Source organism: Vibrio sp. 03-59-1 (assembly GCF_013114135.1).
GTDB classification, from domain to species: Bacteria; Pseudomonadota; Gammaproteobacteria; order Enterobacterales; family Vibrionaceae; genus Vibrio; species Vibrio cortegadensis.
The window spans coordinates 255,296-270,441 of record NZ_VTYA01000003.1 but is presented as its reverse complement, the minus strand read 5'-3'; the positions used below and the strand labels follow the sequence as shown (position 1 = coordinate 270,441).

14 protein-coding genes are annotated in these 15,146 nt (G+C 44.0%); 4 read left to right on the top strand and 10 right to left on the bottom strand.

All coding sequences use genetic code 11. The annotated features are described in order from the left end of the window. Positions 1 to 23: 23 nt before the first annotated feature. Together F0249_RS04680 and dnaQ are read right to left on the bottom strand one after the other, a co-directional pair. The gene (locus tag F0249_RS04680; RefSeq protein ID WP_017054253.1) at positions 24 to 1,274 is read right to left on the bottom strand and encodes a TIGR03503 family protein; all 1,251 of its coding nucleotides are present in this window, start codon (positions 1,272 to 1,274) and stop codon (positions 24 to 26) included. 8 nt (positions 1,275 to 1,282) lie between these two features. Beyond that, a complete protein-coding gene (dnaQ, locus tag F0249_RS04675) occupies positions 1,283 to 2,014 on the bottom strand; it encodes a DNA polymerase III subunit epsilon (RefSeq protein ID WP_017054254.1) in 732 nt (243 codons plus the stop codon). Between the two features lie 56 nt (positions 2,015 to 2,070). Here dnaQ and rnhA point away from each other — a divergent pair, with 56 nt between their 5' ends. Continuing rightward, a complete protein-coding gene (gene rnhA / locus F0249_RS04670; protein WP_113799027.1) occupies positions 2,071 to 2,538 on the top strand; it encodes a ribonuclease HI in 468 nt (155 codons plus the stop codon). Positions 2,539 to 2,540: 2 nt separating this feature from the next. On the opposite strand, the gene F0249_RS04665 is transcribed toward rnhA, so the two are convergent. After that, positions 2,541 to 3,275 carry a class I SAM-dependent methyltransferase gene (locus F0249_RS04665; protein WP_017053961.1) on the bottom strand — a complete coding sequence of 245 codons (735 nt, stop codon included), beginning with the start codon at positions 3,273 to 3,275 and terminating at the stop codon, positions 2,541 to 2,543. A gap of 39 nt (positions 3,276 to 3,314) precedes the next feature. Between F0249_RS04665 and gloB the strand changes: the two genes are divergently transcribed. The 3 genes from gloB (at position 3,315) to F0249_RS04650 (ending at position 6,438) form a co-directional block, all read left to right on the top strand. Continuing rightward, on the top strand, positions 3,315 to 4,073 hold the full coding sequence (gloB, locus tag F0249_RS04660) for a hydroxyacylglutathione hydrolase (protein ID WP_171756004.1): 759 nt from the start codon (positions 3,315 to 3,317) through the stop codon (positions 4,071 to 4,073). A gap of 71 nt (positions 4,074 to 4,144) precedes the next feature. After that, positions 4,145 to 5,743, top strand: coding sequence for a LysM peptidoglycan-binding domain-containing protein (locus F0249_RS04655; protein ID WP_171756003.1), 1,599 nt, complete (start codon positions 4,145 to 4,147; stop codon positions 5,741 to 5,743). Next, on the top strand, positions 5,740 to 6,438 hold the full coding sequence (locus F0249_RS04650) for a YIP1 family protein (protein ID WP_017053964.1): 699 nt from the start codon (positions 5,740 to 5,742) through the stop codon (positions 6,436 to 6,438). Before F0249_RS04655 ends, F0249_RS04650 begins: the two co-directional genes overlap by 4 nt. Here F0249_RS04650 and F0249_RS04645 read toward each other — a convergent pair. The 7 genes from F0249_RS04645 to rnhB all read right to left on the bottom strand — a co-directional run bounded on the left by F0249_RS04645 (position 6,435) and on the right by rnhB (position 15,145). Further along, positions 6,435 to 7,283, bottom strand: a complete 849-nt coding sequence (locus F0249_RS04645) for an endonuclease/exonuclease/phosphatase family protein (RefSeq protein WP_171756002.1) — start codon at positions 7,281 to 7,283, stop codon at positions 6,435 to 6,437. The genes F0249_RS04650 and F0249_RS04645 overlap by 4 nt on opposite strands. Positions 7,284 to 7,447: 164 nt before the next feature. Continuing rightward, entirely contained in the window at positions 7,448 to 7,786 is a 339-nt protein-coding gene (gene glnB / locus F0249_RS04640; protein WP_171756001.1) for a nitrogen regulatory protein P-II, read from the bottom strand. 125 nt (positions 7,787 to 7,911) lie between these two features. Beyond that, positions 7,912 to 8,223: a c-type cytochrome gene (locus F0249_RS04635; protein WP_017053967.1), complete on the bottom strand. Its 312-nt coding sequence runs from the start codon at positions 8,221 to 8,223 to the stop codon at positions 7,912 to 7,914. 62 nt (positions 8,224 to 8,285) lie between these two features. After that, positions 8,286 to 9,674 carry a tRNA lysidine(34) synthetase TilS gene (gene tilS, locus F0249_RS04630; RefSeq protein WP_253825278.1) on the bottom strand — a complete coding sequence of 463 codons (1,389 nt, stop codon included), beginning with the start codon at positions 9,672 to 9,674 and terminating at the stop codon, positions 8,286 to 8,288. 209 nt (positions 9,675 to 9,883) lie between these two features. Further along, entirely contained in the window at positions 9,884 to 10,843 is a 960-nt protein-coding gene (gene accA / locus F0249_RS04625) for an acetyl-CoA carboxylase carboxyl transferase subunit alpha (RefSeq protein ID WP_113799033.1), read from the bottom strand. 46 nt (positions 10,844 to 10,889) lie between these two features. Next, complete coding sequence (gene dnaE / locus F0249_RS04620; RefSeq protein ID WP_171756000.1) at positions 10,890 to 14,369, bottom strand: DNA polymerase III subunit alpha; 3,480 nt, start codon at positions 14,367 to 14,369, stop codon at positions 10,890 to 10,892. A 131-nt stretch (positions 14,370 to 14,500) separates the two neighbouring features. Beyond that, a complete protein-coding gene (rnhB, locus tag F0249_RS04615; protein ID WP_171755999.1) occupies positions 14,501 to 15,145 on the bottom strand; it encodes a ribonuclease HII in 645 nt (214 codons plus the stop codon). Position 15,146 lies beyond the last annotated feature (1 nt).

The window sequence follows — 15,146 nt, the reverse complement described above, 5'->3', positions numbered from 1 at the left end:
CCTTCTTAAATTCCGCGATTTACTTATTTCTTTGGAGCAGCAAGTTGCATCTCTGGTAATGCCGCCTTTTTCGCTCGGATCTTGCCAATCACGAACCACACTAATAGTCCTAAAATGATCACCACGACATTTCCTATCGCAATAACCATCATACTTTTCTGCCTTGCCGCTTCACGGGCTGCAAGCATCTGCTGCTCCATTTCTATCTTTTTCTGCGCGGCAAGCGCCTCTTCTTGAAGACGCCTCGACTCTTCTATATCAACATCTTTTACGACACTATAAGTCTGCTCACTTATTGGAAAAACCAAGCCGCGCTGTGTGGCGGCGTCTGTCGCGAATATGCGCCCATTCCAAGAGTACTTTCCTAGTTCAAGGTGGTTCTCTAGCATCAATGAGACTTTAAACGCCTCTTTCTCCGCTTGGCCTTCAACATAGTTGATAAGATCAGTCGGTGTCAGCTGTTCAATATGAGCCGCGATCGTTCCCGGAGCAATCATCCCTTGCTCTCCTGAGATCACAATATTATGGTCCACACCCTCTTTTCTAGACTGAATAAACGTGGTGGAAATCGGTGAAGGGTACACTAATACCGTACTCTCTTGAGCTCTTAAAAATACACCGTTACCTGACGTGACTCGAACCCGGTATTTACCTGGCTCAACTTCTATCGGTAAGCCTACCGTAAACACACCATCGCCCGCTTTTTCGTCTAACTGTTTACCGTCATCAAGAAATTCACCAACCACAATAGGGATTGGACGAGCCTCTTTCACCAACTCATCTTCATTCTCAACAAACTTAGTAAACGTCACCTTTAGTTTCACGCGATCTAAGAAGTCACGTAGCACCAATGGTTTATCACCTGTTTTGAGCTGAGCGGTAAACTTTAAGAATTCAGTTTTATACAGACGATTTGGAAATCGGTCTGTCCCCAAAGTGAGATGTGACAATAATTTAATATTATTCTTGGGTGACACTTGCCCTACCGCCTGCCACGGGCCCGCCATAGGTTTATCAATAGAGATAATATCCATCGATGATTCTTGATACCAACGGACGCTATCAGGCGATCGCCATGAGTAATATTTTTTACCATCAGGGCGCACTAACACAACAGGTTGAGAATCTTTAGCTCTATAAATGACAAATGTTATCTGCTCAATCGTTGGATCCACTCGAAATCGATTATCGAGTAACGACATTGAGGATTCAGGTGTCGCCCATGCGCTCAAAGTGACCAATAACAAACTGAAAGTAGCAAAAATCCTCAACATATATTCTCCTAAATGCGCCAGAGGCAACTTCCGTTCTCTTCAACGATATCTAAACGGGACTGATGTGCATCTAGTTCATCGGCCGTTGCATGTAAAACCTTTAATGCTTTCCGTCCAGAATCCGCTCGTTTTATGACGTCGACACCACCTTGCTGGCCTGCGTTAAACTGTAACGTCGTTTGACCACCCGTCATCAACAGGTAAACATCAGCCAATATCTCCGCATCGAGCAATGCGCCGTGGAGGGTTCGGTGAGAGTTATCTATGCCGTATCGATCACAAAGAATATCAAGGTTATTACGCTTGCCCGGGAAGATCTTCTTCGCCATGGCTAACGTATCTGTCACTTTGCAGTAGTCAGCCGTCTTACCTATTGCAGGATCAAGTTTTTCAAACTCGTAATCCATAAAGCCCGTATCGAAGGGAGCGTTATGGGCCACCAGCTCAGCACCTTTAATAAACTCAAGGAACTCTTCATGCACATCTTGATAGAAGGGTTTATCGATCAAGAATTCATCGGTTATACCGTGAACTTCAACCGCTTCCGCTTGGATCTCTCGATCAGCTTTCACATACACATGAAAATGACGACCGGTCAATTTACGGTTAATGATCTCCACCGCGCCAATCTCGATAATGCGATGACCAAGGTAATGTGGACCACCTTCGGTATTCATACCTGTGGTTTCCGTATCTAATACGATGATACGTTTCTGTTCAGAATTGTTACTGGTATTCATAATGATATGTATGTCAGACTATGTGAATTATGTGCTTCTGCTAATAGTATCAAATCATGGCTAAACAAGTTGAAATTTTCACAGATGGTTCCTGTTTAGGTAATCCTGGACCCGGTGGATATGGGATCGTATTGCGTTATAAACAGACCGAAAAAACGCTCTCCAAAGGGTATACCTTAACCACCAACAATCGCATGGAAATGCTTGCCGCGGTGGTGGCGTTGCAAACGTTAAAAGAGCCCTGCCAAGTTGTGCTTACTACGGATAGCCAATATGTAAGACAAGGGATCACTCAATGGATCCATAATTGGAAAAAACGCAACTGGATGACATCAGACAAAAAACCTGTAAAAAATTCAGATCTCTGGAAAGCACTTGATACAGAAACAGCAAGGCACCAAGTTGAATGGAAATGGGTAAAAGGCCATGCAGGCCATCGTGAAAACGAAATTTGTGATGATATCGCCAGAGCCGCGGCCGAAGCGCCGACGGAAGAGGATGTCGGCTACCAACCGACCAGTTAAGTCTATGGCTTATCTTTACCCACGCTATAATTTACCCCTAATGGCGATAAACGACGCTTAAGCTTCCAATGAGGTTTAAGCGGTTTGAGTGGGTAGGTTCTTTTTCTGGCGACGATAAAGTACATGCTGCCCATCGGGGATGCCCAATCACCCAAGCTATTCTCAAGCCAAGTCCACATCGTTTGATATCTTTGCATCGGAAACAGCGCATAGGTATCACAATGCACCACTTGATAATTAAGCACACCCAACCAATCTTTGATTCGATTCGGTGTGTACATTCGACCACTCCACGGAAAATTATTCTTCCGCCATGGAAACAAGCTTGCCAGCCCGGTAAAACTAAAAGGGTTATAGCCAGTGATGATCAAATACCCGTCATCCATCATTACCCGATCAACTTCGCGTAATATTCGATGTGGATCGTTGGCGTAATCTAACTGATGCGCGAGCACGACCGTATCAAAGCTTTTTTCCAAAAAAGGAAGGTGATTCGCATCCGCTATCACATTGTGCAGCGGATTTTTCAAATCTAAGTTAACTTGATGTTGAATATTACAGGTGCAACTGGCAAGCTCACAACTCAGCCCGCCAAGTTTTAGCATATGATAGCCAAATAGTTTAGGGCACCACTCATCAAGCCGAGTTTGGATAGATTCACATACCCACTGGCCGTTTTTTATTTCCGACCATGAATAGGGCTTTTCAAGCTTTTTCGGGCTACGTGCTGGCTTCATTAATAACCTGTCTCACATTTAGAGGCTGGAGAATCGACAATGTTACATATCAAAAGCATACCCGCATTTAATGACAATTACATCTGGCTAATTCAAAATAGCGATCGACGTTGCGCTGTTGTCGATCCTGGTGACTCAAAACCGGTTTTAGCCTACATAAAAGAGCACGATCTCACTCTCGATGCCATTATTATCACTCACCATCACAATGATCATATTGGAGGAGTGCCTGAGCTCGTTAGACAGTACCCAACCATTGATGTTGTTGGGCCTAAACATGAACCCATTCCTACCCTTACCCACCCAATGGAAGATGGCGATCAGTTGGAGCTATTTGGCGAAGTATTCTTAGTGCTTGGCCTACCAGGGCATACTAAAGGTCACATTGGCTATGTGGGTGATGGAAAACTCTTCTGTGGGGATGTTCTGTTCTCGGCAGGTTGTGGTCGTATATTTGAAGGCACACCACAACAGATGTTTGATTCACTCAATAAAATTCTCTCACTTCCGCAAGAGACTGAAATTTACTGTGCGCATGAATATACCGCCAGTAACCTCGCATTTGCATTAGCGGTAGAACCAGACAACGATCTACTTCATCAATATAGAGAGCAGGTCAACCGCTTAAGAGCACAAAACCTCTCCACCATTCCTACGACGTTACGCCAAGAAAAGTGGATCAATCCATTCTTGCGCTACACACAGCCAAGCATTATGAAATCAGTATCAAGCAGAACTCAACAAACCGATCCTCTGTCAATTTTTACTGCATTACGTGAGTGGAAAAACGAATTTTAACGATTTGATACTTGTCACTGGTATGAAGTGGCAAGTATTATCAGCAGCCGTAAATTAAAAAGGCTGTATCAATGCGAGCTAAGTACAGCTGGGTTTTGGCATTACTACTATCGGGTTGCCAATTAACTCAGTCGAATAACAATACATCTCAAGATGAATCAAATGTCGTTGATGAGGCAACTCAAACACAACAAAGTGCATCTGCCATGGATACTGATAGCTCAGCGACGCAACAGCCAACGCTAACTACAGAATTAACCTCCACTCCTGTAAAAGCGACACCACAAAGCCAAGACGATGTTTGGCAACGTATCGCGATGCAGCTTGAGCTTGATGTTCCAAATCATAAAAGTGTCGACTACTACCGAACTTGGTACTTAAAACACCCAAATCATTTGAAAACCGTTTCTCAACGTGCGACTCCTTTTCTATATCTCATCACTGAAAAAATCGAAGCAAGAGGACTCCCCCTTGAGTTAGCCCTGCTTCCTGTTGTTGAGAGTTCATTTGATGCTTTTGCCTATTCTCACGGCAGTGCTGCCGGATTGTGGCAATTTGTTCCCGGCACTGGGAAGATGTACGGCTTAAAACAGAACTTTTGGTATGATGGCCGCCGCGATGTCGATGCCGCTACCGATGCCGCTCTTGATTATCTAACCTATTTAAATAACCGCTTTGATGGTAATTGGAACCATGCGATTGCCGCTTATAACAGTGGCGGGGGTCGAGTATCAAGTGCCATTCGAAAAAATAGAAAAGCGGGAAAACCGATTGATTTCTTCTCTTTAGATCTTCCTAAAGAGACCAGTGGATATGTACCTAAATTGCTTGCGCTGGCAGATGTTATCGCAAACAAAGATAAATACGGTTTGAAACTTCCTGCAATATCTAACACGCCAGTGCTACAGCTCGTAGATCCAAATGAACAGCTTGACCTGGCCATTGCCGCTAAATACGCAGGCATGAGTGTAAAAGAGTTACAAAGCTATAACCCAGCCTATAACCAGTGGGCAACTGCGCCAGATGGACCATATCAGTTTTTGCTACCCATAGAGAATGTTGCCAATTTCAATCAACACGTTGCTGCGAATCGCGGTAAGGGAATGAAATTAGTTAGGTATAAAATCAAATCAGGCGATAGCCTCAGTGTTCTAGCAAAAAAATACAATACCACCACCAAGGTTATTCGTTCAGCCAACGGCATGAGCAACAATAGCATTCGTGTTGGTAAGTTTCTGATGATCCCTACCTCAACCAAAGACGATAAAGCCTATGCGCTTAGTGCTTCTAACCGCTTAGCGAAAACTCAGGCAACGTCTCGCGGTAAGTACAAGCTTACCCACAAAGTTAAATCGGGTGACAGTTTATGGACAATTGCACGTGCAAATAAAGTGTCACACCAATCGCTAGCAAAGTGGAATGGCATGGGCCCTAGAGATACGCTTCGTATTGGCCAAGAGCTTGTCATCTGGAAAAACGGCAGCGAGGGTGCCATTATTCGCACCGTTTTTTATAGCGTGCGTTCTGGCGATACGTTGAGTGGCATCGCGAGTAAATTCAAAGTAAAAAGTAACGATATTGCGAAATGGAATGGACTGGTTGGCAAAAAATATCTACAACCAGGCCAAAAACTCAAATTATATGTTGATGTAACCAAGGTAAGTGTATGACCCCTTCAAGTAACCCTTTAATTATGTTGGTCGATATTTTTCGATCGCCAACGTCTTGCTTCCTCGCTTTGTATCAACGAGGCGCTTGGGGCTGGCAACCTTATATTATCCTGATTCTGAGCCCGTTTTTATTTTGGGGCGCTTACTTTGCGAACGTCAATTTTGAATGGCTAAGTGCGGCACTTTCAACTCAACTGGCGATTGTTAACCCTGAACAGTTAAAACTATTAGACAGTAATACACTACTCGCAAGTGAGATCATCAGTGATGTCGCAGGACGTACGATGTCTATTCTCATGCTCGCTTTCTGGTTTAATTTAGCCACTAAGCCTAGCCAGCATAAGCACAGCTTTTGGCGTTGGTTTGCAGCAGCATCTGTGATCATGTTCCCGGCGGTCATTGGTGATTTTGCGAGCTACGTGAGTTTGCTACTGAAGCATGGGCAAGTCATGATCTATGCAGCGGATTTAAATAGCCTGAATGGATTGCTTAAACTGCCATTGACACATGAATGGTCACAATTTGCGAGCTCACTGCCACTGCTTATGCCTTGGTATATTGTCCTTGGTTACGCCGCTGTATTGACTTGGACTGAATTTGAGCGTGGGCAAGCTCTCGTTATTTCAGCCCTTCCTTGGGTTGGTTACTACGTGATCTGGGCATTCTACATTCTCGTCATGTCTCTGCTTGGTTAGTCTGTTTCCACTAACTTAAAGCTAACCTGCAAGGGGTTATGATCCGAAGCGTCCGTCATGGGCGCTTTTGCGTTTTTTAGCTCTAACCCTCGATAAAAGATATGATCCAAAGTGAGCCCCGTTACAAACTGAGTTCGATTATCCGGATTAAAATGCACTTCCTGTACCCCGAGCTCTCTCAATGAATTCTTCATGGCTTGAACGCGAGCATCACTCCAACTATTGAAATCTCCAGCGACAATCAATGGTCCTTTATGATCTCGAATGGATTTTTCGAGTTTGTTCAACTGCTGCTGGTACTCTTGTGTTCCAAAAGTAAAATTCACTGCATGTACGTTAATCACACCTAAAGTACTACCATCAGAGAGTTGATAATAAGCTCTCAATGCCGATTTAGGTAATCGCAACCAAGGCTCAAGGTCCGTATAAGCACACGCCTGAATTGGTAGGTTTGTCGCTAGGTTTAATACTCCAGCACCCACATTAAAAACTTCAAATGCATTGACTTGATTACTTCCCCAAGACTGTTCCGCAATCCAACCTTTTAACTCATCTGTCATGCTCGCTTCTTGCAACAACATCAGTTGGCGATACTCACTTAGCGATTCCAACTCTTCGCGCCAATTGGAACGCTGCTGCTTATAGATATTCCAAACTAACACATTTAGCTCGCCATTTTGGTCAATGGCTTCTGGCGATGGGTTATCAAAACACTGTAATGACTTTTGATTTGAACCAGCAGCAGAGGAGATCACTTCAGGTGTCGGCGGTACGGAAAAAAGCAAAGAAAACCCAAGCAAAACCAAAGCTACGATAGACAAAACACTTACCAGTACTTTTTTCATTACCTATCCTATTAAAAATAATATCGACTCAACACGGTTCGCTTCGAGGTCTCATCAAATAAGGCTGAGAGCGTACTTCTACCACTTTAAAACAGAGACGCTAACACCGTTATACGGGAAATTTGTGCAATCAAAAAAGGAGCCTTACGGCTCCTTTGATATTCTTATACGGCTTCTTCGTCTTCTTCACCAGTTCGAATTCGAACCACGCGTTCAACTTCAGTGATGAATATTTTACCATCACCTATTTTACCCGTTTGTGCCGTTTCAATAATGGTATCAACACATTGATCAGCGACATCGTCAATGACCACAATTTCCAGTTTTACCTTAGGTAAAAAATCAACCATGTATTCAGCACCACGATAAAGTTCTGTATGCCCTTTCTGACGGCCAAAACCCTTCACTTCAGATACTGTCATTCCCGTGATCCCTACATCCGCTAGAGCTTCACGTACATCGTCCAATTTAAACGGCTTAATGATGGCTTCAATCTTTTTCATGTTCATCCCTTAACTTTATTAATTTCGCTATTATCGGATAGCTATACAAAACATTCAATCTAAAAAAAGCCAGAGCTAACAAGCTCTGGCTTAGATTCTTATTCATGAAAACCTTGGTAATTGAATTACTTAAGACTTGCGTAGTACGCCGCTAAGTTAGCAATATCAGCATCATTCAGCATTGCTGCTTGAGCCTGCATGACAACCGCAAGGCCACCATTACGCTGTTTTGCTTTATATGCATTTAGTGACGATACAATATACTGCTCATTCTGACCTTTAAGATTCGGGTAACCAGGGATCATAGCAACGCCATCTGGGCCGTGACAAGCTGCGCAAATAGCGGCTTTTGTCTTACCTGCGGCGATATCACCAGCCATAACATTGCTACTTAAAAGGCCAAGACCTAACATCAATCCAATCACGACTTTTTTCATTGCTTTACCTATCTTTGTTATTATTTATATGAATATATATACAATTGTGGCATGAAATTAACCTACTTGTCCCAGACGAGTTCACAATCTTGACCAGAAAAGTGTTTATCCACAAATAGGCCGAGTACGGCGACAACCTGATCATCCAACATCAAAATAGGGATCCGCCTACGCTGCCAACTCGGCACACCATATTCTTGAAACAATTTTTTCAATTTCCGGCTATGCCCTCTTCCCTCAGGGTGAGCAACCAATCCTTCCGGAGCGAAGTGCACATAACAGCTAGATTCCTGCCCTTTTGGTAGGGTTAATTGCATTGTAATGCCTGCCGTTTTCTCAAACGATAAATTCGGTGGCTCAGTTAAACTTTCACGAGCCTTCAACTGAGTCGAACTGGATGCAATTAAGGATACTTCTCCTAACCCATCTGGCAAAAACAACGACTTATCGAGTTCAAGAGCATGCTGCCAATCACTCACATCTTGAACATGCTCAACAAAGAAAAGCTTATTCTGATAACGACGAACCTGCCCGTGAGGTAAGTTTAGTATAGGGTTAGCATCTTGCTGGGCATTGGCGACTTGTTTCCAAATCAGTTCAAGGTGGTGACGACTAGGCATCACCTGCTGCATATTTTCAAACCACATGCGAATCAATCGGGAACGAACACGATCACTCTGTTTACCAAGCTGCTTGATATCTAAACCCATGAACTCATCGACAAGACTTGAGTATCGATCTGCCAGTAATTCATCCAATAATGACTCTTGTTCCGCACACAGTTGAGCACTACGATGAACCGTCGCCCTTAATTCAGGCCAACGCTGGAGTAAACTCGGAGCAATTTGATGGCGAATGAAATTGCGATCATAACGAGTGTCTTGATTGCTTTCATCTTCTACCCAATCAAGCTCCTTGGTTCGAATGTACGATTCAATCACCGAACGTGGAACTTGTAACAGAGGGCGTAATAATTGTCCTTGGCTAAATGGCATCGACTCAGCCATACAGGACAGTCCTCTCGGCCCACTTCCTCGCTTTAAAGCTAGCAGAAAGGTTTCAAGTTGATCATCGGCATGCTGACCGGTGAGCAGAAGGTCATGCTTTGACATATGCGTACTCAGTACCGCATAACGAGCATCCCTCGCTTGCTTCTCAATACTGTCGCCATCATTCAGATCAAGCTGCACTTTTTCGACCACAACTGGAATATTGTTATCACCACACCACGTTACACACTTTTTTGCCCACTCATCAGCATGTTCACTCAAACCATGATGAACATGGACTGCCAAGCACTCAACATCTCGATTGTCTCGTTGAAATTGAGCCAATAAATCCAGCATAACCCTAGAGTCCATTCCGCCGCTTAACCCTAGAATAATTTTGGATTCCGGTTGACGATATTGATTAATTGATTGAGTAAAAGTGTCGAACATAGATGAACGCATAGAGAGCCTAAATAGAGAGCCAAGAGTATGGATAATCCGTGCTATTGAACAGAATCTGGATGACTAACAACAATCCGTATCAAATAGACGAAAGTATCCTAGCCTGCGACAAGTGGATAATCAATATAAGATAGATGGTGAAACTGCATCCACAAAAAAAGGCTAGATAACCATCTAGCCTTTCCAATATCAATATGTCTTACGAGCGATTAACAGTAACCGTAGCTCATTAATCGTTGGTAGCGACGTTCAAGCAGCGTATCTTGATCAAATTGCTCTAATTCAGCCAGTTGTTTAACCAATGTTGCTTTCATATTCGCAGCCATTTGGATTGGGTCACGATGTGCGCCACCTAGTGGTTCATCGATAATATCATCAATCAACTCAAGCTCTTTAAGGCGAGGAGCAACAAGCCCCATCGCTTCAGCAGCTTGTGGCGCTTTATCTGAATCGCGCCATAGAATTGAAGCACAACCTTCAGGAGAGATCACGGAATACGTCGAGTATTGCAGCATGTTAACGTAATCGCCGACACCGATCGCCAATGCACCACCAGAACCACCTTCGCCAACAACGTTACAAATAACAGGCACAGTTAAACCTGCCATTACTTTTAAGTTTTTAGCAATAGCTTCTGATTGACCACGCTCTTCAGCACCAACGCCTGGATAGGCTCCAGCGGTATCAATGAAAGTGATAATTGGCATGTTAAAACGCTCAGCCATTTCCATTAAGCGTAATGCTTTACGGTAGCCTTCAGGTTTTGGCATACCAAAGTTGCGAATCACTTTTTCTTTTGTTTCACGACCTTTTTGATGACCAATAACCATCACTGGACGACCATCTAAACGAGCCATACCGCCAACAATTGCTTTATCATCAGCAAACGCACGATCACCAGCCAGTTCTTCAAACTCGGTGAAGGCATGCTCTAGGTAATCTTTGGTATACGGACGTTGCGGGTGGCGTGCAAGTTGCGCCACTTGCCACGCACCAAGATCACTAAAGATTTTCTTTTTAAGCTCTAAGCTTTTTTTCTCTAGTTGTTCAATTTCTTTGTCTAGATCGACCGCTGCGTCGCCACCATGGCGAGATACATCACGTAAAGCTTCAATTTTTGCTTCTAGTTCAGCGATAGGCTTTTCAAATTCTAGAAAGTTTAGGCTCATCTATGAATCCTTTTTTACTCAGCTCTCCGAAAGTTGGAGCTAAATTTTAGTTAAATTCGAGTTCCACTTGGCCATTTCCAAGTAGCAGTTTTAATTCATCTAGTAATGTATCAGAAGGAGTCACTCTCCACTCTGTACCAAGAGACAACCGCGCTCTTGCGTCGGAACGTTGGTAGTATACATTGACGGGAACAGTTCCCGCTCGGTGAGGCTCTAAGATTTGACTAAAGCGCTCAAAAAATTTCTCATCGACTTGTGATTGTTCAATAGAAATAGACAAACCACGAGCGTATTTTTCTCGTGCTTCTCCAAGATCCATAACTTCGCGCGCGGACATTTTAAGCCCACCATTGAAGTCATCAAAGCTGACCTGTCCAGAAATGACTAATATTTTGTCTTTTTCTAGCAATTCAGCATACCTTTCTAAGGCATCTGAGAATAACATCACTTCCATTCGACCTGATCGGTCATCAATGGTCATCAATCCTATTCGCGTACCTCGTTTGGTCGTCATCACTCGTGCGGCGATCACCAAACCCGCAATGGTCACCGATTGATCCCGTCTTGTCGGGGTCGCATCAGTTAGTCGACAACTAGTGTACTTAGCAAGTTCCTTTATATATGCATTAATTGGGTGCCCGGTCAAATAAAGCCCTAAAGTTTCGCGCTCACCTTCCAGCCATACTTTTTCAGGCCATTTCGGAACTTGAGTATATTTTTGCTCAACTTCTTCAGGGGCATCCGTTAATACGCCGAACATATCCGCCTGACCAAACGCTTCTGCTTGATGGTGTTGGCTCGCCGCTTTTACTGCATCATTTAATGACGCCATCATAGCAGCTCGGTGTGGCCCAAGGCGATCGAGAGCGCCAGAATAAATCAGCTTCTCGATCACTCGTTTATTGACTTTTTTCAAATCAATTCGCGCACAAAAATCAAAGAGATCTTTAAAGTGACCGCCCTTTTCTCGTGCCGCGATAATCACTTCAATAGGGCCTTCACCCACCCCTTTTATCGCGCCAATACCATAAACGATGGCACCATTTTCATCGACATTAAACCGATAAAGACCGGAGTTGATATCCGGTGGTAGTAACGTCAATTTCATACGCAGACATTCATCGACTAAGCCAATGACTTTTTCTGTGTTATCCATATCTGCTGTCATCACCGCCGCCATAAATTCAGCAGGGTAATGAGTTTTCAGCCATAAAGTTTGGTACGAAACCAGCGCGTATGCGGCTGAGTGAGATTTGTTGAAGCCATAACCTGCGAACTTTTCAACCAAGTCGAAGATTTTCATCGACAGCTCGCCGTCGACACCGTTGGCTATCGCACCTTCTTCAAAAGTACCACGTTGTTTCGCCATCTCTTCTGGTTTTTTCTTACCCATCGCACGACGCAGCATATCTGCTCCGCCTAAGGTATAACCAGCAAGAATCTGGGCGATTTGCATAACTTGTTCTTGATACAAGATAATGCCATAAGTAGGCTCAAGCGTCTCTTTCAGTGAGTCGTGTTGCCATTTTTCATCAGGATAAGATACCGCTTCACGACCATGTTTACGGTCGATAAAGTTATCTACCATGCCCGATTGCAACGGCCCCGGACGGAATAGTGCAACCAATGCGATAATATCTTCAAAACAGTCAGGTTGCAGACGCTTGATCAGATCTTTCATTCCGCGAGATTCTAATTGGAATACCGCCGTGGTTTCTGAGTTTTGCAGCAACCTGAATGAAGCAGGATCATCCAACGGAATAGAATCGATACGAACCGGGGCTTTACCCTCTTTTTCTAAGCGAGGGTTCACTAACCCCAACGCCCAATCGATGATGGTTAATGTTCTTAAACCTAAGAAGTCGAACTTAACCAGACCGGCGGTTTCAACGTCATTTTTATCAAACTGTGTAACAGGGAAGTTACCGTCGGCATCACAATAAATAGGAGCAAAATCGGTAATCGTCGTTGGCGAGATTACAACCCCACCCGCGTGTTTACCCGCATTTCGGGTACAACCTTCTAGAATTCGGCACTTATCAATAAGTTCTCGAACTTCTTCATCGGCATCATACAATTCAGGCAGCGAAGGTTCCGCTTTGAACGCTTTTTCTAGCGTCATTCCCGGATCTGGCGGGATCATTTTTGAGATACGATCGACAAAGCCAAACGGGTGACCGAGAACACGTCCAACATCACGAATAACCGCTTTTGCTGCCATGGTTCCAAAGGTGATAATCTGAGATACCGCATCTCGACCATACATTTCCGCTACGTGATCAATCACTTGGTCACGTTTATCCATACAAAAGTCGATATCGAAATCGGGCATGGAGACACGTTCAGGGTTCAGGAAACGTTCAAATAGAAGATCGTACTCCAAGGGGTCTAAGTCAGTAATATCAAGAGCATAAGCGACAAGTGAACCTGCACCAGAACCACGACCAGGGCCTACTGGAACATCATTATCTTTCGACCACTGGATGAACTCCATTACGATCAAGAAGTAACCTGGGAACCCCATGTCATTGACAACTTCAAGTTCGATCTTCAAACGCTCATCGTACTCTGGTCTTCTCTCTTCACGAACTTTTTCGTCCGGGAACAAGAATGCCAATCGTCTTTCTAACCCTTCTTCTGACTTCTTAATCAGATAGTCTTCAATTTTAAGACCTTCGGTTGGGAAGTTAGGTAAGAAGTACTCCCCAAGACGCACTGTTACATTACAGCGTTTAGCAATTTCCACCGAGTTGGCTAGTGCTTCAGGAATGTCCGAGAACAACTCGCACATCTCTTCTTCAGTACGTAAGTATTGCTGTGCGCTGTAGTTCTTAGGGCGACGAGGATCGACCATTGTAAAGCCATCATGGATCGCCACGCGAATTTCATGGGCGTCAAACAGGTCTTCAGTCAGGAAGACAACTTCATTGGTTGCTACGACAGGCAAATCGGTTTGCTCTGAGAGCTCTAAAGCGAAATGCAGATAGGCTTCTTCATCTGGTCTGCCTGTTCGAATCAGCTCCAAATAAAAGCGGTCTGGAAAGTGCGTTTTGTAGAATTCGACACACTGTCCGACAATTTCGGCATTCCCCTTCAACAATGCTTTTCCAATCTCACCACTTTTCGCGCCAGATAGGATAATCAGACCTTGCTTGTGATTAACGAGCCACTCTTTATCAATCACGGGGATATGCTGAACATGCCCACGTTGATAAGCTTCTGAAATCAATAGTGTTAAGTTGTTATATCCAACATTATCGGAAGCAAGAATAGTCAACTTTGTCAGCTCATCACCAAACTCCGGCGACTGCATCATGAAATCAGCACCAATGATCGGCTTGATACCACAATTGTGTGCTGTCCCATAAAATTTCACCAAACCACATAGGTTAGTAAAATCGGTTAATGCAAGCGCTGGCATGCCCATTTCCGCGACCTTTTTGACCAACGGCGGCACTTTCGACAGGCCGTCGATCATCGAGAAATCACTGTGAACACGTAAATGTATAAACTTAGGGTCTGACATAAATAATTTGAGTTCTAAATAATCTAATCAATTGTTAATTCAGTGGATATGGAACCTGAATTAACCAGAATATGGCCGTAAATAAGCACTGAATTGACTTATTTACGTAGAGAAGCATTGTATAGCAGCTTTTATTCGATACCCAGAGCTCTTTTAACTGGTTTGAAACTCTTACGGTGCTGGTCGATGACACCATGTTGTTCGATAGCAGCAAAATGGGCTTTGGTTGGATACCCTTTGTGCTGCGCAAAACCAAATTCAGGATGAAGTTTATCCAGATCTTCCATCTCTTGATCACGAACCACTTTAGCGATGATAGAGGCCGCACTGATCTCTTGAACTCGAAGGTCGCCTTTCACTACAGCAATGGCGTCCATTGATAACGTCGGCACTCGGTTTCCATCAATGAGAGCAAGCTCTGGCTGAATAGCTAACCCTTCTATTGCACGCTGCATCGCAACCATCGTCGCTTGCAGAATATTAAATTGATCGATCTCTTCTGGAGAGCAGCGCCCCACCGCCCATGCTAGGGCTTTTTCTTTAATCTCAGGGTAAAGTGCGAGGCGTTTTTTTTCTGATAGTTTCTTTGAGTCCGTTAGCCCTTCAATTGGATTATTCGGATCGAGAATCACAGCCGCTGTCACCACATCGCCAACCAGTGGACCGCGGCCTACTTCATCAATACCCGCAACAAGGGAATACCCCGTAGGATATTCAAATTCAGGCAGTTCTTGTTTCTCTTTTACGGTTTTTTTCATCGATTTTTTATCTGTCATA